Below are 20832 nucleotides of genomic sequence, written 5' to 3' on the forward strand. Positions count from 1 at the left end.
GCGTCCGCGCCTCACCGCCCGGCACTTTCGCACGCCGCGTTGGCCTTCTCGAACTTCTTCATGTCCTTCTGCTGTACGGCGGGCGCCTGCACCATCCCGCCGTCGAACTTCGGGTCGGGCATGTCGATGCCGTTCTTGCGCATGCACCGGGCGAAGGCGAGCATCTTGTCCTTCTGGGCCTGGGTGAGCTCCTTGGCCCCGCCGCCGACCGCCTTGTCCTGGCAGGCCTTGAACGCCTTCTCCATCTCTGTCTTGCTCTTGCCGCCGTTGCCGATGGTTATTCCGCGGCCGTCCTCGCCCGGCTTCGGCTCGGCGACATCCAAGCCGTGCTCCCGCAGGCACGTGCGGTGCTCCAGGGCCTGGTCCTCGTCCGTCTTCTTGGTGTCCGAAGCCGATCCGCCGCTCTTGGTTCCGCTTCCGCCGCCGTCGCCCGAGCAGGCGGTGGCCGACAGGACGACGGCGGCGATCAGGCAGGCGGCGGCGACGCCGCGACTTTGTGCGCGGGAGGTGGTCCGGCGGGAAATGGTCGAATTCATGAGGGCTCCTCGTCCGTTGCTGACAGGCCGGGTACGAACGGCTCGAGCGTGCGCGAGGACGCGGTTTCGTTTCTCTCAGCCCGGATGCTTACACCGACGAAACATCGCTTTGGGTTACACAGGACCCATGCGTGTGCTGGTGGTGGAGGACGAGGAATTCCTGGCCGGAATGATCGCCGAGGGGCTGCGCCGCGACGCCGTCGCGGTGGACATCGCCCCCGACGGCCGGGCGGCGCTGGACCGGCTTCGGTTCGGCGCGTACGACGTGATGATCCTCGACCGCGATCTGCCGGGGCTGCACGGCGACGAGGTGTGCCGGCGGGTCGTCGGCATGCGCCTGCTGACCCGGATCCTGATGCTCACCGCGTCGGGGACGGTACGGGACCGGGTGGCCGGCCTCGGGCTCGGCGCCGACGACTACCTGACCAAGCCGTTCGCGTACGACGAGCTCCTCGCCCGGGTCCTGGCGCTCGGCCGCCGTGTCCGCCCCGCTCTCCCGCCGGTCCTGGAGCGGGCCGGGCTGACGCTGGACACCGCACGCCGCCAGGTTTGCCGCGACGGCCGCTACCTCTCGCTCTCCCGCAAGGAGTTCGCCGTGCTGGAGACCCTGCTGCGGGCCGAGGGCGCGGTCGTCAGCGGCGACGACCTGATCGAGGAGGTGTGGGAGGAGGACACCAGCTACCGCACCAACGCGGTCCGGGTCACCCTGTCCAAGCTCCGCGCCAAACTGGGCGCACCCCCGGTGATCGAGACGGTCCCGGGGGCCGGCTACCGCATCGGGGACGGCCTCGCCGACGGGCCGGGGCACCACGGCCCCGCGACCGGACGGGTGAACGGGCCGGCGGACCAGCCGGGCGGCGGCTCCGCGGACCGGCCGGGGGAGCGCCGGTGAGGAGCGAGCGCGCCCGGCTCACCGCGCTGTACGGCGGACTGCTGGTGCTGGCCGGCGCCCTGCTGATGGGGCTGGTCTACCTGCTGGTCAGCGAGCGCCTCTACGCCAGTGTGCTGACCGCGGTGGCCCCGGCGGTCCCCGACGGGGCCACCCCCGCCATTCGGTCGGGCGCGGCCTCCACGCCCGAGCCGCCGCCGTCGGACTGGGCGCAGACCGTGGTCATGGAACCCGGGCAGTACGCGGTGGCGAAGAGGGTCACCACCGCGGCCGGGGACGCCGCGCTCAACCAGCTGCTGACGGTCTCCGGGGTCTCCCTCGCCGTCTACTCGGCGCTCTCCGTCGCGCTCGCCTGGTGGATGGCGGGCCGGGTGCTGCGGCCGGTCGGCGTCATCACCGCCCGCGCCCGCCGGCTCTCCGGCAGCAACCTGCACGAACGCCTCGCGCTGAAGGCCCCGCCCGGCGAGCTCAAGGAACTGGCCGACACCTTCGACGGGATGCTCGACCGGATCGAGGAGCTGGTCGCCGCCCGGCAGCGGTTCGCCGCCAACGCCGCCCACGAGCTGCGCACCCCGCTCGCCGTGCAGCGGGCCGCAGCCGAGATCGGCCTCGCCGACGACCCGCCGCCCGAGAAGGTCGCCTGGATCCGGGACAAGCTCATCGACACCGCCGCCGACAGCGAGCAGCTCATCGAGGGCCTGTTGCTCCTCGCGGTTTCCGACGAGGGCCTGCGGCGGCGCGAACGGGTCGGCCTGGACACGACCGCGGCCACGGTGACCGAGGCGCTGGAGGCGGAGGCGAAGGCGCGGTCCATCACCGTCGAGGCGGAGGCCCGGCCGGTGTCGGTCGAGGGCGACCCGGTCCTGCTGGGCCATCTCGTGCACAACCTGGTCGCCAACGCGCTGCGCCACAACCACCCCGGCGGGACGGTACGGATCGGGGTGGGACCGGGCGGTCTGGAGGTCGCCAACACCGGGCCGGTGGTGGAAGCGGCGACCGTGCCGCTGCTGTTCGAACCATTCCGCCGGGCGCAGGCCCGCCGCCACGCTCCCGGTGAGGGGGCCGGCCTCGGGCTCTCCATCGTGGCGTCGATCGCGAGGGCGCACGGCGGCGAGGCGAGCGCGACGGCGAACCCGGGCGGCGGACTGACGGTCCGGGTCGTGCTGCCGACGTGCCCGTAGCGGGCGGCCGACGGCCCGGCGCGATCAGTGGCGGTAGAAGATCCGGTCCCGGTACTCCGTCATGACGCGCCCGTTCCATTCGTGGCCGCCGTCGACGTTCCCGGAACGCAGCATCGGCGGCTCGACCCCCCGTGCCACGAGCTGCTCCGCGGCGGCGGCCATCATCGCCTGCATCACCGCACTGGTGACCACCGTCGACGCGGGCGCGAACGGCGCCTCGATGCCCTTGACGGTCAGTTCCGCGTCGCCGATGGAGATCTTGCTGTCGAGCACGATGTCGCAGTGGTCCCGCAGGAAGCCGCCCGAGCCGTGCCGGGACCGGGTGCCCTCCGCGTACGCCACCGAAGTGACACCGATGACCTTCAAGCCGAGCGCCCGCGCGTTCATCGCCATCTCCACGGGGAGCGCGTTGCGCCCGGAGAGCGAGATGATCACGAGGACGTCGCCCGCCTCGGCGGGGCTGGAGTCGAGCACCGCTGCCGCCAGCCCGTCGACCCGTTCCAGCGCCGAGCCCAGGGTGGCCGGCATGACGTCGACCCCGACCGTCCCCGGTACGGCCAGCAGGTTCATCAGGGCGAGTCCGCCCGCCCGGTAGACGACGTCCTGCGCGGCGAGGGAGGAGTGCCCGGCACCGAAGGCGAACAGCCGGCCGCCCGCGGCGACCGTGTCGGCGATCGCGGCACCGGCGGCCGCGATGTTGCCGGACTCCTCGTCGCGCACGCGCTCCAGCAGGCCGATCGCTGCGTCGAAGAACTGACCGGCCAGCTTGCTGTCGCTCATCGAGGAGGCCCTTTCCGGTGGGGTGGGGTGTCCGTGCCGCGGATCACGTTGCGGTCTGGACCAGTGACCTGTCAATACCGCACACGCCGCTCCGCCGCCCGGTGTCCGGTCGGCACGGCACGGTTGTCAGCGGTATGCGTCAGAATTGGGTCAGGGCCAGCGCGCAGCGCTTACGACGTTTTCATGTCACAGCATCGAGGGGCACGAATGTCCGGACTGATCGACACCACGGAGATGTATCTCCGCACCATCCTCGAACTCGAAGAGGAAGGTGTGGTCCCCATGCGCGCCCGGATTGCGGAGCGGCTGGACCAGAGCGGTCCGACGGTCAGCCAGACCGTGGCACGCATGGAGCGTGACGGCCTGGTGCAGGTCGCGGGCGACCGCCACCTGGAGCTGACCGACGAGGGGCGTCGCCTGGCGACCCGCGTCATGCGCAAGCACCGGCTCGCCGAGTGCCTGCTCGTCGATGTGATCGGCCTGGAGTGGGAGCAGGTCCACGCAGAGGCGTGCCGCTGGGAGCACGTGATGAGCGAGGCGGTGGAGCGGCGGGTGCTGGAGCTGCTGCGTCACCCGACGGAGTCCCCGTACGGGAATCCGATCCCGGGGCTGGAGGAGCTGGGCGAGAAGGCCGAGGCCGACCCGTTCCTCGACGAGGGCATGGTGAGCCTGTCGGAGCTCGACCCGGGCGCGGAGGGCAAGACGGTGGTCGTGCGCCGGATCGGTGAGCCGATCCAGACGGACGCCCAGTTGATGTACACCTTGCGGCGGGCGGGCGTGCAGCCCGGCTCCGTGGTCAGCGTGACCCAGTCGCCCGGTGGCGTACTGGTCGGCAGCAGCGGTGAGGCGGCGGAGCTGGATGCCGAGGTCGCCTCGCATGTGTTCGTGGCCAAGCGCTGACGTCTGCCGCGCGGCCGTCGTCGGCGGTCGCCGCGGCGACGGCCGTTGACCGGGTGCCGTCAGGGGCGTAGAAGCGCACGGTCCGCTTTCCCTTTTTCCGTCCGGAAGTGCAGCGCCCGGACGGATCGCGTGCCAGGCTGTGGCTGAGGGATACCTGAGAGTGTCGGCCAGCTGGTCGCGCGGTCGGGGAGGGAGCAGGTGCATGCGCCCGTCGTACTGGCAGGTCCGGCATGTCCGGCACATGAATCGAACGGTTGTCGCCACGGCCCCGGCCGCCCACGGGCCCGGTTCTGTCGTCGCTGCGACCTCGATGGGGGCCCGCACGGCCTCCGGGGGTGTTTCCGCGACGTCCGCCCATGTCCGCACGGCCTCCATCGGCACCCGTGCGATCCCGGTCGATGCTCTCCCGGCTTCTGCGAGTGGCCGCCGGACCCGTGGCCGGTCCCGCGCCTTGCTCGACACCGTCCCCGAACGCGGCGCCGCCGCTCGTGAAGGCGCTCCCGTGCCGGCCGGTTCACGAACGGCAGAGGGCCCCGGCGCCGTGCGGCGCCGGGGCCTGTCCTCCCCTGCTTCGACCCGGAGCCCCGAGCTCTCGAGGTCGATCCCTACGGGCCCTCATCCCCGAGTGGCCCGCCTCCCGGTGAAGATCTCCCCTCCGCAGCCGCCATCAATCCTTGGGGCCGGTCACTCGAACGAGGGGTGTTGGATGCCAGAACCCGGTTTTCGAATAAAGGTTCGATAGCCTGGTGTGACGCGACCACACGGTGATCGAGCGGGATCAAGCGGTGATCGAGGACCAGAAGGGGGTGCCAGAACACATGGTGCGGCGCATCGATGTGACCGGGACCGGCGGTGTACGCCTCGCCGCCTGGGAGTTCGCCGACCCGCCCAAGGGGCATGCGGAGGGCGAGCGCGCCCCCGGGGTCTTATTGCTCCACGGCCTGATGGGCCGGGCCTCGCACTGGGCCCCGACCATCCGCTGGCTCGCCGAGCGGCACCGCGCGGTCGGCCTCGACCAGCGCGGGCACGGCCGCAGCGAGAAACCGGCCGACGGTCCGTACACCCGTGACGCGTACATCGCCGACGCCGAGACGGCGATCGAACAGCTCGGCCTCGCCCCCGTCACCCTCGTCGGGCATGCGATGGGCGCGCTCACCGCCTGGCAGGTCGCCGCGAAGCGCCCCGATCTCGTCCGGGCGCTGGTCATCTGCGACATGCGGGCCTCCGCGCTCGGCGCGGCCTCCCAGCGCGAGTGGGAGGACTGGTTCGCGTCCTGGCCGGTGCCGTTCGCGACGCTCTCCGACGTGCGGAAGTGGTTCGGCGAGGACGATCCCTGGGTGGAGCGGCCCAACCCGGCCCGCGGCGCGTTCTTCGCCGAGGTGATGGCCGAGCGGGCCGACGGCTGGCGCCCCGTCTTCTCCCGCCGCCAGATGCTCCAGTCCCGCGCGACCTGGGTGTTCGACGCGCACTGGGAGGAGCTGGCGCAGGTCCGCTGCCCGACCCTGGTGCTCCGCGGCCTCGATGGCGAGCTGGGCCGGGCGGAGGCCCAGGAGATGGTCCGTGTGCTGCCGCACGGGCAGTACGCGGAGGTGGCCGACGCGGGTCATCTCGTCCACTACGACCAACCGGAGGGCTGGCGGGCCGCGGTCGAGCCCTTCCTGGAGCAGTTCGCCGAGGACCCCCAGGAGGAGCGCGAGCCCGTTTCCCCGTGGACGTGAGCCCGTATTTCCCCGCAGCTCGAGCAGCTCAGCGGCTCAGGTGATTCGTACAACTCCCGAAACTGCTGACACGCACGGAAAGGGCCTGCCCCCCGGTTTCCGAACTCGCCCGGGTGACAGGCCCTTTTCATACGGTTCTCAGCCCTTGCTGACCGCCGCCAGGATCTCCGGGAGCCGTTTCGCCGTGCGGGGAGCGGCGATCCGCAGCCCCGCCCAGGAGATCAGCGCCCCGTACACCGCCCCGGCGGGCAGCAGCAGCCAGAGCCACTGCTCCAAGTCGCCGATGTGCAGCCAGATCACCGCCACGATCACGGGCGCGCAGAGCACCGACGCGGAGACCATGCCGCCGAAGAGCGAGATCCAGGCGAGTCCGGCCTGCCCCGGCGCCACATTCTTGAACGCCCCGTCCTGCGGGATCGAGTACGGGAAGTTCGCAGAGGCCACGGAGCCCGTCGCCAGCATCGCGCCCAGCAGGGCGAACGACAGCCCCATGGCTCCCGGCAGCGCACCCCAGTCGCCGAGGACCGCCGCAGTCACCACCGTCACCATGATCGTGTACGGCAGCGTGATCAGCAGCAACGCCAGCGCGCGTGCCCGCAGTTCGACGTACGCGTCCCGGGTGGAGGAGATCGTCAGCGCGACCATCCAGAACGCGGAGGTGTCCTGCCCGAACTGGTTGTACATCTGGATGCCGAGCATTCCGGCCGCGAAGCAGGCGAAGTAGATCGTGCCGGTGCCCTGCATCGCGTTGAGCAGCGGCACGATCAGCCCGATCGCCAGTGCCGTGACCCAGGCGGCCTTGGTCTTCGGGTCGCGCGCGATGTACCGCAGGCTGCGCTCCATCACCGCTCCGGTACGCCCCGCGGGCAGCAGCGCGGTGAGCCTGGAGTCACCCTTGCCGGCCTTCTCGCGGCTCGTCCCGGCGGTGGCGAGAGTCGAGCCGTCCGGGGCCGTCATCAGCTTCACCAGACTCCGCTGCCACAGCCACAACAGCGCGAACAGCGCGGCCACGGACAGCAGCAACTGGACGACGGCCCGCCCGTACGAGCCCTGCGAGGCGGAGTCGACCGCCCCGATCGCCGAGGCGGGCGGCAGCCAGCGCACCACGTCCGCGGCCGGTTCGAGCGTGGAGAGACCGCCCACCCGGCCGAGTCGCTGCGCACCGAAGTTGACGACCTGGAAGCCGACTGCGATCACCAGTCCGCTGAGCACCGCGAGATCGCGACCCTTGCGCGATGTCAGCAGCCGGGTGTTGGCCGTGGCCACGGCCCGTGCCAGTGCCACGCACAGCACCAGCGTGAGCGGTGCGGCCACCACGGCGAAGACCGCGCCGCCCGCCCCGCGTGCCACCGCGAACGCCGAGCCGGCCGCCAGGCAGAGCGTGAACAGCGGGCCGATCCCGACCAGTGACGCCGTCAGCAGCGCCGCGACCAGCGGGCGCGGCCGCAGCGGCAGCATGACCAGCCGGCTCGGGTCGAGAGTCTCGTCACCGCTGGGGAAGAACAGCGGCATCACGGCCCAGCCGACCGCCAGCACCCCGGTCATCAGGATGACGAGGGCGCCGACGTGCGCGTGCCCGCGCAGCGCGATCAGCCCGATCAACTGGCTCGCGGCGATCAGCAGGGTGACGACGATGGAGGTGATGTACGCGGCCCGCCGGCCGGCCGACTGCCGCAGCCCGTTGCGCAGCAGGGTCAGCTTGAGCCGTACGAAGACGGGGACGAGCCCCTCGCCGCCGCTCGGGCGGGGGGCGGTCCCCACGGGGGTGTCGAGCACGCTCATCGGTCGCCGCCCAGCCAGTCCAGGGAGTCGTCGGTGGTCCGGGCGTTCGCGCCGACGAGTTCGAGGAAGGCGTTCTGCAGCGAGGACGCCTCGCCGCGTACCTGGGCCAGGGTGCCCTGCGCCCGGATCGTGCCGGCGGCCATGACGGCCACCCAGTCGCAGAGGGACTCCACGAGCTCCATCACATGGCTGGAGAAGACGACGGTCGCCCCCGAGCGGGTGTATCGCTCCAGCACCTCGCGGATGGTCTGCGCCGACACCGGGTCGACGCCCTCGAACGGCTCGTCCAGGAAGAGCACTTCGGGGTTGTGCAACAGCGCCGCCGCGAGTCCGATCTTCTTGCGCATGCCGGTCGAGTAGTCGACGACCAGCTTGTGCTGGGCGCCCGCCAGACCGAGCACGTCGAGGAGCTGAGTGGCCCGCTTGTCCACCTCGGCACCCGGCAGCCCGCGCAACCTGCCGGTGTACGCGAGGAGTTCGCGCCCCGAGAGGCGTTCGAAGAGCCGCAGCCCCTCCGGGAGCACGCCGATCCTGGACTTCACCTCGACCGGGTCGCGCCACACGTCGTGGCCGCCCACCTCGATCAGTCCGTGGTCGGGGCGGAGCAGTCCGGTGACCATCGACAGCGTGGTGGTCTTGCCCGCGCCGTTGGGCCCGACCAGACCGATGAACCTGCCTGCGGGCAGCTCCAGATCGATCCCGGCCACCGCCGTCTGCTCCCCGAACCGCTTCCACAGTCCCTGTACGCGAACGGCGGGTGGCGCCACCGGCGTTCCACCCGCCGCTGCCGCTTCGCCCGCCCCCATGGCCCGGTCGATCTCTGTCCGGTCCCGCATGATGCACTGCCTTTCGGTGTCCCCGTGTATGGGGACACCCTACGAAAGGACCCCCTACAAGAGGCGTGCCCGTGCGTCGGCTGCTTCCCTCGCGCAGGCGTAGGCGAGCGGACTGATGAGTTCCTCCACGTCCGGCAGCCACCGGTTGGCGGGGGTGGGGCGACGGGCCCACTGCACCGCGCCGCCGCCGACCCGGCTCGGCGGTCCCGTCAGACAATGGCCTTCACCGCGGCCGACGAGGTCGATGGCGGCGGCCCGCCGGCCCGACTTTCCCACGAGCCCGTCCACCTCGGCCGCCGCGCCGGGCAGGACGAGGAAGAACATCCGCCGGTCGGGAGTGCGGGTGACGGGCCCGAGCGGCAGGCCCATCCGCTCGATCCGGGCCAGTGCGAGGAAGCCGGCGGTCTCCGGCACCTCGATGGCGTCGAAGGTACGGCCGGTGGGCAGAAGGATCGACGCCCGCGGGTGCTCGGACCACATCCGCCGGACGGCGGCGCCGTTGCCGGTCGCCCGGTCCGCCCAGTCGGGTCCGATGGGATGGGCGCCGGGGGAGGCGCAGCCGGCCTCGTCGCACGAGCACTTCTCGACCCCCTCCACCGTCTTCAGCCAGGTGCCGGGGCACACGTCCCAGTGCCGCTCCTGCGCGTACCGCACCGCGGCGTCGAGCAGTTCCTCGCCCCGCTGTCCGGGGAGCTTCGCGGTTTCCGTGACTCCGTTGGGCTCTTCGACTCCGATGGGCTCGTCCACGAACATCACAACTGCCACCACCACCCGGGGTTACGGGCGTGGCGGGCGCGGTCACGGCGTACCGATCCGGCACGCGGGGCGCATGGAGGCACGGGCGGGGGCGCGCGTGAGGCGGTGCCGGGCCGGGCGGGTAGCCCCTTACGGGTAGCTCCGGAACGGTCGGCCTTTGTCATATGCCGACAGGAATGGCAAGGAACACGACGGACGTGACGAACACGATGAATGTGCGCATTTTCCGTGTAATTGCCGGGCAGTGATCCGCTCATCGATCACTGCGGCCTCAGGGGGAAACATGGCAGCCAGGCCTCTCGTCGCCCGCCAGCCGAACGAACGGCTCCAGGCGCTCATTCAGGAAGCCGGATGCTCCAACGCCGGCCTAGCCCGCCGCGTCAACATGGTCGGCGCGGAGCGCGGGCTCGATCTGCGTTACGACAAGACCTCCGTCGCCCGTTGGCTGCGTGGACAGCAACCACGCGGCAGGGCACCGGGAATCATCGCCGAGGCGCTCGGCCGCAAGCTCGGCCGCACGGTCACGATCGACGAGATCGGCATGGCCAACGGCAAGAACCTGGCGTCCGGCGTCGGCCTGCAGTTCGCCCCGACCGTGATCGGCGCGATCGAGCAGGTCTGCGAGCTGTGGCGCAGCGATGTCGGCCGCCGGGACTTCCTGTCCGGATCGACGGTCGCCTCGTCGGCGCTGGTCGAGCCCAGCCGCGACTGGCTGATCACCGGCGCCGACCCACAGGTGGCGCGGGGCGCCGGGGCCCGCGTCGGGATGTCGGACGTGGAGGCGGTGCGGGCGATGACGACCGCGCTGGTCGACCTCGACCACCGGTTCGGCAGCGGACATGTGCGGCCGGTCCTGGTGCATTACCTGAACAGCGTGGTCTCCGGGCTGTTGTCGGGGGCGTACCGGGAATCGGTCGGCCGGCAGCTGTTCGCGGCAGTGGCACGGCTCACCGAACTCGGCGGGTACATGGCGGTCGACACCGGCCAGCCGGGGCTCGCCCAGCGCTACTACATCCAGGCGCTGCGCCTGGCCCAGGCGGCGGGCGACCGGGCGTACGGGGGCTACGTACTGGCCGCGTCGATGAGTCATCTTGCCGCGCAGCTCGGCAATCCGCGCGAGATCGCCCAGCTGGCACGGGCCGCTCAGGAGGGCGCGCGCGGCCGGGTCACCCCGCGGGCGGAGGCGATGTTCCACGCGGCGGAGGCGCGCGGACACGCCCTGCTCGGCGACGCCCGGACCTGCCAGGCCGTGACGGGCCGGTCGCTGGCGGCCATGGAGCGCGTCGAGCCGGACACCGGGGACGACCCCGACTGGATCGCCCACTTCGACCAGGCCTATCTCGCCGACGAACTGGCGCACTGCCACCGCGACCTCGGCCAGGCCGAGGCGGCCGCACGGCGGGCGAAGGAGTCCCTGGACGGACATCCGGAGTCCCGGACCCGTCGCCGCGGCATCGGCCTGGTCCTCCTCGCCACGGCCCAGGTCCAGTTGCGCGAGATCGAACAGGCCTGCCACACGGGCACCCGGGCCATGGAACTGCTGGGGTCGGTGCGCTCCAGCCGGGGCGCGGAGTACCTCGACGATCTGCAGCAGCGCCTGATGCCCTACGGGGACGAGTCGGCGGTGCGGGAGTTCGGTGCGCGGCTGGAGCTCCAGGCGGCATGATCGCGGGCCGTGCCGACGAGCCGCGTCCGAGCGCCCGCTCGACCGCGTCCGGGTGCCCCGGGGGTCATCGCTCTTGTGAAGGGCTGGTGACTGACAACACGCGCTTGGCGAACGGCCACGGCCACCCGATAGCGTGAGCCGACGATTCCGTAGGTTGACACGTAGGAGTCCCGGTGACGCAGAGCGGACAGGGTGACGAGCAGCAGCTCCCTGCTGTACGGCCCGCGCACGAAGGTGTCGTGCTGCCCGCGGGTGGCGGTGAGCCCTGGATACCAGGGGGGCCCGCGGATCAGGCCGCCCCGGCGGGCGGCCGGCCGTGGGGGCAGCCGTGGGGGCCGCAGGCGTCGCACCAGGACGCCTCGTCGCACCCGCAGGCGCAGGCCCAGGGGCAGGATCCGTACGGGCAGGGCCAGTACGAGCAGGGTCAGTACGGGCAGGGCCAGTACGGCCAGAGCCAGTACGGGCAGCCGCAGCCGCCGCAGCCGTACGGGCAGCCGCAGGCCCAGCCGTTGCCTCCCACGCAGCCCCAGCAGCCTTACTCGCAGCCGCTGCCGCCGGAGGCCGTGCCCGGCATGAGCACGGGCACGGGCGGGGACGCGGACGCCACCCAGTACATCGCGCCGATGCCGCCCGGACCGCCGCCGGGCGGGCTGCCGCCGGAGAGCCCCGCGGAGGCCACCCAGTTCCTCAGCCACGGAGCGCCGCCGCCGCAGCAGCCGTACCAGCAGCCGCCGGCCGCGCCCGGCGGCGACGCCGAGGCGACCCAGTTCATCCCGCCGGTTCCCGGTGGGGCCCCGTACGACATCAGACCCGGTGCTCCCGGCGACCGGCAGCCGCCCGCCGAGTTCGACAACCTGTTCCGCAACGACGGGCCCGCGGGCGCCACCCAGCAGATGCCCCGGCTCGATCCCACGCAGCAGTACCAGGGCGCCCACCACGCCCCGCAGGCTCCGCAGGCCCCGCAGCCCCAGTACCAGCCCGTGGACGAGGCGCCGCAGGGGCGGGGCGGGGAGCGCAAGAAGCGGCCACACGTCACGCTCATCGCGGCGGTCGTGGCCGGCTGCGCCGTCGTCGGTCTCGGCGCGGGTGCGCTGATGAGCGGCGGCGACGAGGAGAAGGACAACAAGCAGCCGGTGGCCGCCGCGAGCCCGTCCGCCGACCAGCCCACCGCGAAGGCCGCGGCCGATCCGGCGCAGCCGCAGGCCGAGGCGCTCGACAAGCTGCTGGCGGACAGCAACAACAGCCGTGCCGCCGTCATCGGGGCCGTCGAGAAGACCAAGAGCTGCAAGGATCTGGACCAGGCCGTGACCGATCTGAAGGGCGCCGCCCAGCAGCGCCGTGATCTGGTGACCCGGCTCCAGGAACTGAACGTCGACAAGCTGCCGAACCACCAGCGGCTGACCGCCTCCCTCACCAAGGCCTGGCAGGCGTCCGCCTCCGCCGACGACCACTACGCCGCGTGGGCCGAAGAGGCCAAGCACGGCAAGAAGGTGTGCAAGCACGGCAAGGCCCGTACGACCTCCGAGACGCAGCAGGCCACCGTCCAGAGCGGCGAGGCGAGCAAGGCGAAGCGGGAGGCGTCGGGGCTGTGGAACTCGATCGCGTCGAAGTACGGGCTGACCCGGCGGGAGGCGACCCAGCTCTGACGGGGGAATCCGGCCCCTCCGGGGATCGAGGGGTGAGAGCGCCGGGGCGGAACGCCCGCCCTTGGTGTCTCACCCCTTCGCGCTGGCGTCCGACAGCGTCTTCGCGACGTCCACGAACCCCTTCTTGTCCGCGACGAGCCGTCCGTTCCGCACCACCTGGAACGTCACCCTGCTGTTGACGATCCGCGGATACGCCGACGAGCCGATCATGTCGTCGAAGCGCCAGCGCAGCACCGGTGTCAGGCCGCCGGTGTCGACCGGGGTGCCTTGGTTGAGGGCGGAGACGAGCTTCCCGGCGGTGATCCGTGGCGCGTCGATCGCCTTCACGAGCTCGTTCAGCGCGGTGTACGCGACCCATGTGGTCTGGACGCCCGTGTCGGCCGGGTCGATCCGGTTGTCGCCGAAGGCATGCTTGCGGATCACCTCCCGCATCCGGTCCCAGCGGGCGTCGCCCGAGTCCGGGTACCAGCCGGTGAGGTACGCCCCCTCGAACGGACTGTCCCGGCCGCCGGTGCTGTCGATCAGTGGTTGTCCGACACTGCCGAGGACGGATGAGATCCGTACGTTCCCGTACGACGGTTCGAGCCTGCGGAAGGAGTCGAAGAACGTCTCCGTCCTGTCCCCCAGGACGGCCGTCACGCAGCCGTCGCTCGGTCCCGCCTGCTGGAGCGCCCGCCCGGCGGCGTCGTCGTACGAAGTCGCCGTCTCCGCGGCCCGGATGTCGGCGGGCCGGGGCCGCCCGGCCTCGGTGAGACCGGTGTTGAGGAGCCAGGCCTGGCCGTCGCCGCCCAGGGTGTCGGGCCGCACCACGGACACCCGTGCGCAGTTGCGTGCCAGCTGACGGGCGTTGCCCGCGAGCAGCGCCGCCTGGCCGCCGTTGACGGGATAGGAGCTGTAGCTGCTGAACTCCTCGTCCGTGGCTCCGTATCCGCCGATGTACGGGATCCCGGCGTTCTCCAGCGGCGCCATGAAGGACGACCCGTGCCGGCTGTACGAGCCGACGACCGCCGCCGCCTTCTCCTTGACGGCCAGCCGGGCGCAGTTCCCCGCGCCGACCGAGGTGTCGGACTCGTCGCAGGTGACGACGCGCAGTTTGTGCCCGTCGAGCCCGCCGTCGCCGTTGACCCAGCGGGCGTACGTGCGCGCCATGGCGGTCATGCCCGACATGTTCACCGTGTCCGGCCCGCTCTTGCCGCCGGGCGCCCAGGTCACCACGGTGAGGGGCTCCCTGGAGTCCCCCGACGCACCAGGGAGCACACCGCAACCGGTGACCAGCAATGCCCCGACCGCCGCCGCACTTGTGAGGAACTTGTAGGGGCGGGGGGAAGAGAGGCGTCGCCGTCCGGTCATGGACCTGAACGTTTCCGCCCGTGGGGTAACGCCGCAGTGTGCTCCGGGCAACGCAGGGTGACATCCGGGTGAATTGCGGGGGCCTGTGCGGGGAGCCGGAAAGGGAACGTACGATCGACAATCGTGCAGCAAGGTTCGGAGAACACTTCCCGTCGCGGCCGTCGCTCCTCCACCATGGGCGGCATGCCGCTGAATGACATGCCTTGGTGGCGCTGGCGCAGCAACGTGCGCTCGGCGCTGCACATGCTCTCCGACCCCGTCTTCCACCACGAGTGCTGGCTGGCCGGCCGTGAGGGGTACGGCGACGTCACCGACGCCGTGTACCGCCTGGTCGAGGACACCTGGCTGGACAACTGGTCCGCCGAGAAGTACGTCGGGACGATCTTCCGCGACGCCAACGAGTCCGCCCTGGTCGACGTCGCCGTGCTCCGGGTGCTGCGCATCATGCACCAGGTCGGTGCGGACGCACCCGTTTCGGCGTATCTGGAACACCACGGCTGGCCGGAGGCCGTACGGGCCGCACGCGAGGCTCATGTGCTGCTCGCCGCCAACGACGGCGAGGATCCGGACACCCCGCCGCGCTCCCTGGACGTGCTCCGCATCATGACCAGGTCGGCCTGAGACCGGTCCGGTGTGGCACGCTACGGAGATGACCGTGCCGCAGCCTGCTGAGACCACTCCCGACCAGTACGTCCTCACGCTTTCCTGCCCGGACAAACAGGGCATCGTGCACGCCGTGTCGAGTTATCTCTTCATGACCGGCTGCAACATCGAGGACAGCCAGCAGTTCGGTGACCACGACACGGGCCTGTTCTTCATGCGCGTCCACTTCTCCGCGGACAGCCCGGTCACGGTGGAGAAGCTGCGGGCCAGTTTCGCCGCGATCGGCGACTCCTTCCGGATGGACTGGCAGATCCACCGCGCCTCGGAGCGGATGAAGATCGTGCTGATGGTGAGCAAATTCGGCCACTGTCTCAACGACCTGCTGTTCCGCTCCCGGATCGGGGCGCTGCCGATCGAGATCGCCGCCGTCGTCTCCAACCACACGGAGTTCGCCGAGCTCGTCGGCTCGTACGACATCCCCTTCCGGCACATCCCGGTGACCAAGGAGAACAAGGCCGAAGCGGAGGCGGAGCTGCTGGAGCTGGTCCGCGAGGAGAACGTCGAGCTGGTCGTCCTGGCCCGCTACATGCAGGTCCTCTCGGACGATCTGTGCAAGCAGCTGAACGGCCGGATCATCAACATCCACCACTCGTTCCTGCCGAGTTTCAAGGGTGCCAAGCCGTACCACCAGGCGCACGCCCGTGGTGTGAAGCTGATCGGTGCGACGGCGCACTATGTGACCGCGGATCTCGACGAGGGGCCGATCATCGAGCAGGAGGTCGAGCGGGTGGGCCACGACGTCACACCGGACCAGCTGGTCGCCATCGGCCGCGATGTGGAGTGCCGGGCGCTGGCGCGGGCGGTGAAGTGGCACGCGGAGCGCCGCATCCTGCTCAACGGCCGCCGTACGGTGATCTTCTCCTGAGGGCTGTCCCGCAATCCCGCGCCCGCCGGGGATTACGGGAGAGCCCTCGGGGCTTCTCGTCCGGGTCGTACCGGGCTCGCGCGCCCCGCTCGCCGGATCCGGCCCGATCCGGGCGGAGGATCCTGGTCCCCTCCCGGACGGCTCGGAGCACGATCTCCTAGAGGCGGCTCAGGGACGCCGCCGCGGAGAGCATGTCGCGGATCGCCTCACGGTCCCCCTCCTGGCCGGCCGCCGCCTCCACCGGCGACACGTGCCCGGCCACCAGCTGGCAGAACTCGATGCCGTCCAGCGCGACCTGCGCCACCGCGTGCGCGGGCGAGCCGACCGCGGCCGGGGAGTCCAGCGGGATGTACCAGTCCCCACCGCCCGAACCCTCGACCTCCAGATGCAGCGAACGGCCCGGCGAGCCGGCCGGCACCAGATCGCGGGCGGGCCCGGCGAGCCCGGATCTGCGGCGCTCGGCGAGGGCGGCCGGGAGGAGCCGGGCGGCCAGGTCGACCATCCGGTTGAGATGGGCGGCGGACGGCGCTTCGTACGGGTAGTCCACCGCTTGCGCGATGTCGCCGCCGTGCACCCAGCACTCGAAGGCCCGGTCCAGCAGGGAGTCGTGCATCGGAAGGGCGAAGTCCCCGTACGAGACGGAGAGCTCGCAGACGCCGCGGCCGGCGAAGGACACCGTACGGATGAGGGTGTGGCTCTGGTCCCGCCACGGTTCGCGGATCGTGCGGGTGGGCGGCCGCCGGGCGGCGGACCAGTGCTTCTCCGTGCGCGCGGTGGGGGAGAGCGGCCACTGGTCACCCCGGCCCATGACGCCTTCGCCGAGCGGTACGTCGAGGCCGAGGGCGGTACCGACCAGCCCGTCGACGGCCATGAGATGGCCGATGACGCCCGCGACCGTCGTCTTGCGTCTGACCTCCTGCTCCTCCTCGAACCACTTCAGCCGCACCGGGGCGTGCCACTCCGAGGCGCCGATGTCACGCAGCAGCGCGTCGAGCCGCGCGGTCTCCGCGTCGTACGGGGCGGCCCAGTCCGGCACCGGGATCCTGGCCGGGCGGCGGCTCAGACAGGTCTCGATCACCCGGGAACGCAGCGCCGGATCGAGATCCAGGCTGTGGTCGGTCTGCAGCAGGCCGACCGCATCGCGCAGCCGCAGCGCCTCGTCCGCGCAGGCCGCGCACTCGGTCAGATGCGCCTCGACGGCCTCGGTCTCCGCTGCCGAGCAGGCGGCCAGGGCCCAGGCGCCGAGGAGGGCCTTGAGGACGCGATGGGAGAGCATCGGGGCCGGTGCGGCGGACGGGTCCGATGGGTCCGGTGGTGCCACGGCAGATTCCGGTTCCGGTGTCGTCGGTTGCGGGGCCGGCCGAGGTCCCCCGGGCGGGGCCGGGGGCACGGGCGGCGGCAGGGGTACGGCGTCGAGATCGAGGTCGTCCGCCGCGGCCCGCGGCCCGGGTATGCGCGGCGCGCCCCGCACGTCGTCGTCGCGCCCTTCTCCCTCACGGTCGTCCGCGTCGTCACCGGTCACAGATGCCGTCCGTATCCAGGTGGCGACGACCCCTCCAGCGGGCGGGTGTGCGCGGTGGAGAGCAGTTGCAGCCCGAGCCTGAGCCGGCGGCGGGCCTCGTCCTCGGTGACCCCGAGGTCGGCCGCGGTCTGCCGGTAGTCCCGGCGTTGCACGTACGCGAGCTCCAGTGCGGCCCGCAGCGGGGCGGGCATGGACGCGACGATGTAGTCGGCACGGGCGGCGGCCGTGGCCCGGCGCACGCGCTCCTCCAGGTCGTCGGGGGTCGCGGCCCCGTTCTCCCCGTCCCGCGCGCCGTCCTCCTCGCACAGCCGACGCACGGACTGGCGGTGTGTGAGCCGGGCCACCCAGGACCGCATCGAACCCTGCTGCGGGTCGTAGGCGTCCGGGTTCTCCCACACGTAACCGAAGACCTCGCGGGTCACGAGGTCGGCGGCGGTCTCGTCGTCGAGCATCCGGTGGGCCTGGCTGTGCACGAGGGAGGCGAACCGGTCGTAGAGCTCGCCGAGAGCGGCCGCCTCGCCGCGTGCCAGCCGTTGCTGCATCTTGCGGTCCCAGCGGGGTGGTGCGTTCTTCGTCATACGACCCCCAGCCCTGTTCCCCTCGTCACACCGAATGTAGTCGGCGGTACCGATCGGGTACCCCCCTTTGCGGCAAGTGCGCCCCTGAGGAGGCCCGGGATGATAAGGAATGCGGCATCCCGCGACGGAGGGATCGGGCCCGAAAGCGATCATTTCTGCCCGAACCCGGCTGTGTCCTGTCGGCCGACCCGGTGTTTCATGGGTGGGCGGCGGGGGCAGCCGCGAGAAGGAACGGAAACTTCCGGATCGTCGGAATCCCCGGAACGAGAGGCCCAGTCGCGTGACACTGAAGGTGGCCGAGACCGTGCAGGACGACTGGACCGTGCTGCGCATACGCGGCGAACTGGATCTGCTGACGTCGCCCGCCGTGCGGCAGTCCGTCCATGAGGCGGTCGCCGCGGGGCGCCACGACGTGGTGCTCGACCTGTCCGAGGTCCTGTTCTGCGATTCCAGCGGTGTCGGGGTGCTGATCGCCTCCCGCCGCCTCATGCGTTCCTGCGGGGGCCGGCTGCGACTGATCCTTCCGGCCCGCGGCGCGGAGGAGGGGTCCCACGTCAACCGGGTGCTCGCCGCCCTCGGCGTACGCCGCCTCTTCGAGGTCTACCCCGACCGGTACGCGGCCGTCGACGACGAGGCCCGGCCGCTCTCGGCCTGAGCCGTGGGGCGGGAGGAGGGTGGCGTCGAAGGCCGGGTCGTCACACAGATGGAGCGCGGCCTCGCCCACGATCGGCAGTGGGCGAAGGGGCGGCGTCCGGGGCTCTCGAATCCGAGGCGGAGGTATCGGACACCGCGACGCCGCCGACGACTGCGGGCGAGGCCGTAAGTGACACGTGGCGCCGGTCGGCGTCGTACGCTCCCCGCATGGACAGCGCAGAGTATGAGCGCAAGATCGCCTTCCGCTTCGCCGCCTTCGACCAGGACGGCAACGGATACATCGATCGCGCGGATTTCAGTGCCGCCGCGGCCCGCCTGCTGAGCGAATTCGGTACGCCGGCCCGCTGTGACAAGGGGCAGGCGCTCTACACCGGGGCCGAGGCCCTCTGGCAGGGCATGGCGGGCATCGCCGACGTCGACGGGGACCAGCGCGTCACCCGGGAGGAGTTCGTGGGCGGGGCGGTGAAGCGGCTGCGCGACAACCCGGAGCGCTTCGCGGAGATCGCCCGCCCCTTCCTGCGCGCGGCGCTCGCCGTGGCCGACCGGGACGACGAGGGCGCGGCCTCCGTGCCCGGCGTGGAGCGGGCCCTGCGGGTGCTGGGCGCGAGCCCGGAGACGGCGGGTCTCGCGGCGCGGAGCCTGGACACGGACCAGGACGGCAGGATCATCGAGGACGGGGTGGTGGCGGCGTTCGCCACGTACTTCACTGTGATCGAGCCGGACGCGTAGGAGCGCGCCCCGCCGGAGCACTCCGCGCGGGGCGCCCGCCGCACCGGGCCCGTCCGGTGGGGGAGGGCGGGGCGACACCCCCGCCCTCCCCTCCCGTCAGGAGAACCGCTCCCGCAGCCGGTACTTCAGCACCTTCCGCAGCGCCTCGTTGCGCGGCAGCGCCGCCACCACCTCCAGCTGTTCCGGCAGCTTGTGCACGGAGAGGCCGGCCGCCCGCAGATGGCCGGTGATCCCCGGCAGGGTCAGGGGCGCGGCGCCCGCGGGCTGTTCCACGACCGCGCAGACGCGTTCGCCGCGCTCGGGGTCCGGCAGCCCGATCACCGCCACGTCCCCGACATCCGGGTGCAGGTGCAGCAGGTCCTCTATCTCCTTGGCGGAGATGTTCTCGCCCTTGCGGATGATGACGTCCTTGAGCCGCCCGGTGAGCACCAGGTGCCCGCTCGGCTCGACGCGGCCGACATCACCGGTGATCAGGAACCCTTCCGCGTCGAAGGCCGCCGCCGTCGCCCCCGGGTTCAGATAGCCCTCGCAGACGGCCTCCCCGCGGAGCCGTACCTCGCCCTCCGTGCCGTGCGGCAGTGCCTTGCCGTCCTCGTCGGTGATGCGTATCTCCATGCCTTCGGGCGGACGCCCCTCCGTGCAGGCGAGGTGCTCCGCGGTGTCGTCGGGGGCGCCCATCGTGATCATGGGGACCTCGGTCATGCCGTACCCGTGGGTCAGCTGGACGCCCATCTCCCGCACCACCGCGTGGTAGAGCTCCGGCGGCTTCGGCGCCCCGCCGCCCGCCAGCAGCCGCAGGGTGGGGATCAGCTTCCGGCCCGGGGTCCTGCGCTGTTCGGTCAGGAACATCGAGTAGAACGCGGTGGATCCGCCCGCGACCGTCACCCCGTGGCGCCGGTAGCCCTCCAGCGCGTCCGGCATCGCGAAGTGCTCGAAGAGGACCGCCGGGAAGCCGTACAGCAGCAGCATCACCGCGTAGTCCGGCCCGCCGACATGGGCGAACGGGAAGGCCACCGAGCCGATGTCGTCCGTCGACAGGCGCAGCGCGTGGGCGAGGCAGGATCCGCCCGCGATCAGGCTGCGGTCGGTGTGCAGGACCCCTCTCGGGTCGGAGGTGGTGCCGGAGGTCCAGTAGATCCAGCGCACCGCAGTCCCGTCGGAGGGCGGGGGAGGCAGCACGGACGGGTCGCCGTCCGGCAGCGACGCGTACGCCTCGAAGACCAGCGGCGGGTGCTCGGCCCCCGCCGTCAGCCGGTGCGCCATCGCCGTGTGGTCGAAGCCGCGCCAGGTGCCCGGTACCGCGAAGAAGCCGGCCTTCGACTCGCGCAGCGCGAACCCCGCCTCGCGGTCCCGGTAGAACGGGATGACGGGCGACTGCACGGCCCCGATCCTGGTCAGCGCGAACGACAGCAGCACCGTCTCCAGTCGGGTCGGCAGCTGCCAGGCGACGACATCGCCGGGGCGGACGCCCATGCCCCACAGCCCGGCCGCGACCCTTTCGCCGCGGGCGCGCAGCTCACCGAAGGTGAGGGTGCGGTCGTCCTGGATCAGGAACGGGCGGTCCGGCGTCAGGGCGGCCCGGCGTTCCACGAGCTCCCAGAAGGTGCCCGATGCGCTCAGCGCGTGTGCGGTCTCGTTCACGGCGAACCCCTCACAGCTGACGGGTAGTCAGATCGTGCGCAGAGCGTAGAGCGCTGCGCCTTGTCGGTCCAGGGGTGCGGAGCTAGCCTGAGGATCGAAATGAATCTGACGGACCATCAGAAATGCCCGTACGGAGACGG

19 protein-coding genes are annotated in these 20832 nt (G+C 71.8%); 10 read left to right on the forward strand and 9 right to left on the reverse strand.

The window, feature by feature from the left end; all coding sequences use genetic code 11:
- Nucleotides 1-11: 11 nt before the first annotated feature.
- On the reverse strand, nucleotides 12-536 hold the full coding sequence (locus ACIRP2_RS08085; protein WP_404247726.1) for a hypothetical protein: 525 nt from the start codon (nucleotides 534-536) through the stop codon (nucleotides 12-14).
- 127 nt (nucleotides 537-663) lie between these two features.
- Here ACIRP2_RS08085 and ACIRP2_RS08090 point away from each other — a divergent pair, with 127 nt between their 5' ends.
- A complete protein-coding gene (locus ACIRP2_RS08090) occupies nucleotides 664-1428 on the forward strand; it encodes a response regulator transcription factor (protein WP_404247728.1) in 765 nt (254 codons plus the stop codon).
- Nucleotides 1425-2606, forward strand: coding sequence for a sensor histidine kinase (locus ACIRP2_RS08095; protein WP_404247730.1), 1182 nt, complete (start codon nucleotides 1425-1427; stop codon nucleotides 2604-2606). The genes ACIRP2_RS08090 and ACIRP2_RS08095 overlap by 4 nt, the downstream gene beginning before the upstream one ends.
- A gap of 24 nt (nucleotides 2607-2630) precedes the next feature.
- On the opposite strand, the gene ACIRP2_RS08100 is transcribed toward ACIRP2_RS08095, so the two are convergent.
- Nucleotides 2631-3386: an SIS domain-containing protein gene (locus ACIRP2_RS08100; protein ID WP_404247732.1), complete on the reverse strand. Its 756-nt coding sequence runs from the start codon at nucleotides 3384-3386 to the stop codon at nucleotides 2631-2633.
- 207 nt (nucleotides 3387-3593) lie between these two features.
- On the opposite strand from ACIRP2_RS08100, the gene ACIRP2_RS08105 reads away from it, so the two are divergent.
- Both ACIRP2_RS08105 and ACIRP2_RS08110 read left to right on the forward strand, forming a co-directional pair.
- Nucleotides 3594-4286, forward strand: coding sequence for a metal-dependent transcriptional regulator (locus ACIRP2_RS08105; protein ID WP_351072457.1), 693 nt, complete (start codon nucleotides 3594-3596; stop codon nucleotides 4284-4286).
- A gap of 818 nt (nucleotides 4287-5104) precedes the next feature.
- On the forward strand, nucleotides 5105-6004 hold the full coding sequence (locus ACIRP2_RS08110; RefSeq protein WP_404249386.1) for an alpha/beta fold hydrolase: 900 nt from the start codon (nucleotides 5105-5107) through the stop codon (nucleotides 6002-6004).
- A gap of 138 nt (nucleotides 6005-6142) precedes the next feature.
- Here ACIRP2_RS08110 and ACIRP2_RS08115 read toward each other — a convergent pair whose 3' ends face one another.
- The 3 genes from ACIRP2_RS08115 to ACIRP2_RS08125 form a co-directional block, all read right to left on the reverse strand.
- Complete coding sequence (locus ACIRP2_RS08115; RefSeq protein ID WP_404247734.1) at nucleotides 6143-7786, reverse strand: transporter; 1644 nt, start codon at nucleotides 7784-7786, stop codon at nucleotides 6143-6145.
- A complete protein-coding gene (locus tag ACIRP2_RS08120) occupies nucleotides 7783-8592 on the reverse strand; it encodes an ABC transporter ATP-binding protein (RefSeq protein WP_404249388.1) in 810 nt (269 codons plus the stop codon). The genes ACIRP2_RS08115 and ACIRP2_RS08120 overlap by 4 nt, the downstream gene beginning before the upstream one ends.
- 84 nt (nucleotides 8593-8676) lie before the next feature.
- Nucleotides 8677-9375 carry a bifunctional DNA primase/polymerase gene (locus tag ACIRP2_RS08125; protein ID WP_404249390.1) on the reverse strand — a complete coding sequence of 233 codons (699 nt, stop codon included), beginning with the start codon at nucleotides 9373-9375 and terminating at the stop codon, nucleotides 8677-8679.
- 286 nt (nucleotides 9376-9661) lie between these two features.
- On the opposite strand from ACIRP2_RS08125, the gene ACIRP2_RS08130 reads away from it, so the two are divergent.
- Together ACIRP2_RS08130 and ACIRP2_RS08135 are read left to right on the forward strand one after the other, a co-directional pair.
- Nucleotides 9662-11044, forward strand: coding sequence for a transcriptional regulator (locus ACIRP2_RS08130; RefSeq protein ID WP_404247736.1), 1383 nt, complete (start codon nucleotides 9662-9664; stop codon nucleotides 11042-11044).
- A 173-nt stretch (nucleotides 11045-11217) separates the two neighbouring features.
- Nucleotides 11218-12690, forward strand: coding sequence for a hypothetical protein (locus tag ACIRP2_RS08135; protein ID WP_404247738.1), 1473 nt, complete (start codon nucleotides 11218-11220; stop codon nucleotides 12688-12690).
- 69 nt (nucleotides 12691-12759) lie between these two features.
- Here the strand turns inward: ACIRP2_RS08135 and ACIRP2_RS08140 are convergent, their stop codons facing one another.
- Nucleotides 12760-14040: an ABC transporter substrate-binding protein gene (locus ACIRP2_RS08140; protein ID WP_404247740.1), complete on the reverse strand. Its 1281-nt coding sequence runs from the start codon at nucleotides 14038-14040 to the stop codon at nucleotides 12760-12762.
- A gap of 174 nt (nucleotides 14041-14214) precedes the next feature.
- Here ACIRP2_RS08140 and ACIRP2_RS08145 point away from each other — a divergent pair, with 174 nt between their 5' ends.
- On the forward strand, nucleotides 14215-14661 hold the full coding sequence (locus ACIRP2_RS08145) for a hypothetical protein (RefSeq protein WP_351072820.1): 447 nt from the start codon (nucleotides 14215-14217) through the stop codon (nucleotides 14659-14661).
- Between the two features lie 28 nt (nucleotides 14662-14689).
- The gene (gene purU / locus ACIRP2_RS08150) at nucleotides 14690-15568 is read left to right on the forward strand and encodes a formyltetrahydrofolate deformylase (protein WP_404247742.1); all 879 of its coding nucleotides are present in this window, start codon (nucleotides 14690-14692) and stop codon (nucleotides 15566-15568) included.
- Between the two features lie 157 nt (nucleotides 15569-15725).
- On the opposite strand, the gene ACIRP2_RS08155 is transcribed toward purU, so the two are convergent.
- Both ACIRP2_RS08155 and ACIRP2_RS08160 read right to left on the reverse strand, forming a co-directional pair.
- Nucleotides 15726-17090, reverse strand: coding sequence for a zf-HC2 domain-containing protein (locus ACIRP2_RS08155; protein ID WP_404247744.1), 1365 nt, complete (start codon nucleotides 17088-17090; stop codon nucleotides 15726-15728).
- Complete coding sequence (locus ACIRP2_RS08160; RefSeq protein WP_404247746.1) at nucleotides 17087-17668, reverse strand: RNA polymerase sigma factor; 582 nt, start codon at nucleotides 17666-17668, stop codon at nucleotides 17087-17089. The genes ACIRP2_RS08155 and ACIRP2_RS08160 overlap by 4 nt, the downstream gene beginning before the upstream one ends.
- 280 nt (nucleotides 17669-17948) lie before the next feature.
- On the opposite strand from ACIRP2_RS08160, the gene ACIRP2_RS08165 reads away from it, so the two are divergent.
- Nucleotides 17949-18323 (forward strand): STAS domain-containing protein, encoded by a 375-nt coding sequence (locus ACIRP2_RS08165; protein WP_404247748.1) that lies wholly within the window; start codon nucleotides 17949-17951, stop codon nucleotides 18321-18323.
- Between the two features lie 206 nt (nucleotides 18324-18529).
- Nucleotides 18530-19051 carry an EF-hand domain-containing protein gene (locus ACIRP2_RS08170; RefSeq protein ID WP_404247750.1) on the forward strand — a complete coding sequence of 174 codons (522 nt, stop codon included), beginning with the start codon at nucleotides 18530-18532 and terminating at the stop codon, nucleotides 19049-19051.
- A gap of 96 nt (nucleotides 19052-19147) precedes the next feature.
- Here the strand turns inward: ACIRP2_RS08170 and ACIRP2_RS08175 are convergent, their stop codons facing one another.
- Nucleotides 19148-20692 carry a class I adenylate-forming enzyme family protein gene (locus tag ACIRP2_RS08175; protein WP_404247752.1) on the reverse strand — a complete coding sequence of 515 codons (1545 nt, stop codon included), beginning with the start codon at nucleotides 20690-20692 and terminating at the stop codon, nucleotides 19148-19150.
- Nucleotides 20693-20832: the final 140 nt, after the last annotated feature.

Source organism: Streptomyces sp. NPDC101194, from assembly GCF_044767885.1.
GTDB lineage: Bacteria > Actinomycetota > Actinomycetes > Streptomycetales > Streptomycetaceae > Streptomyces.

Coding starts and splice junctions, on each gene's coding strand:
- ACIRP2_RS08085 (WP_404247726.1), bottom strand. CDS start 536: ATGAATTCGACCATTTCCCGCCGGACCACCTCCCGCGCACAAAGTCGC.
- ACIRP2_RS08090 (WP_404247728.1), top strand. CDS start 664: ATGCGTGTGCTGGTGGTGGAGGACGAGGAATTCCTGGCCGGAATGATC.
- ACIRP2_RS08100 (WP_404247732.1), bottom strand. CDS start 3,386: ATGAGCGACAGCAAGCTGGCCGGTCAGTTCTTCGACGCAGCGATCGGC.
- ACIRP2_RS08105 (WP_351072457.1), top strand. CDS start 3,594: ATGTCCGGACTGATCGACACCACGGAGATGTATCTCCGCACCATCCTC.
- ACIRP2_RS08110 (WP_404249386.1), top strand. CDS start 5,105: ATGGTGCGGCGCATCGATGTGACCGGGACCGGCGGTGTACGCCTCGCC.
- ACIRP2_RS08115 (WP_404247734.1), bottom strand. CDS start 7,786: ATGAGCGTGCTCGACACCCCCGTGGGGACCGCCCCCCGCCCGAGCGGC.
- ACIRP2_RS08120 (WP_404249388.1), bottom strand. CDS start 8,592: ATGGGGGCGGGCGAAGCGGCAGCGGCGGGTGGAACGCCGGTGGCGCCA.
- ACIRP2_RS08125 (WP_404249390.1), bottom strand. CDS start 9,375: ATGTTCGTGGACGAGCCCATCGGAGTCGAAGAGCCCAACGGAGTCACG.
- ACIRP2_RS08130 (WP_404247736.1), top strand. CDS start 9,662: ATGGCAGCCAGGCCTCTCGTCGCCCGCCAGCCGAACGAACGGCTCCAG.
- ACIRP2_RS08140 (WP_404247740.1), bottom strand. CDS start 14,040: ATGACCGGACGGCGACGCCTCTCTTCCCCCCGCCCCTACAAGTTCCTC.
- ACIRP2_RS08145 (WP_351072820.1), top strand. CDS start 14,215: ATGGGCGGCATGCCGCTGAATGACATGCCTTGGTGGCGCTGGCGCAGC.
- purU (WP_404247742.1), top strand. CDS start 14,690: ATGACCGTGCCGCAGCCTGCTGAGACCACTCCCGACCAGTACGTCCTC.
- ACIRP2_RS08160 (WP_404247746.1), bottom strand. CDS start 17,668: ATGACGAAGAACGCACCACCCCGCTGGGACCGCAAGATGCAGCAACGG.
- ACIRP2_RS08170 (WP_404247750.1), top strand. CDS start 18,530: ATGGACAGCGCAGAGTATGAGCGCAAGATCGCCTTCCGCTTCGCCGCC.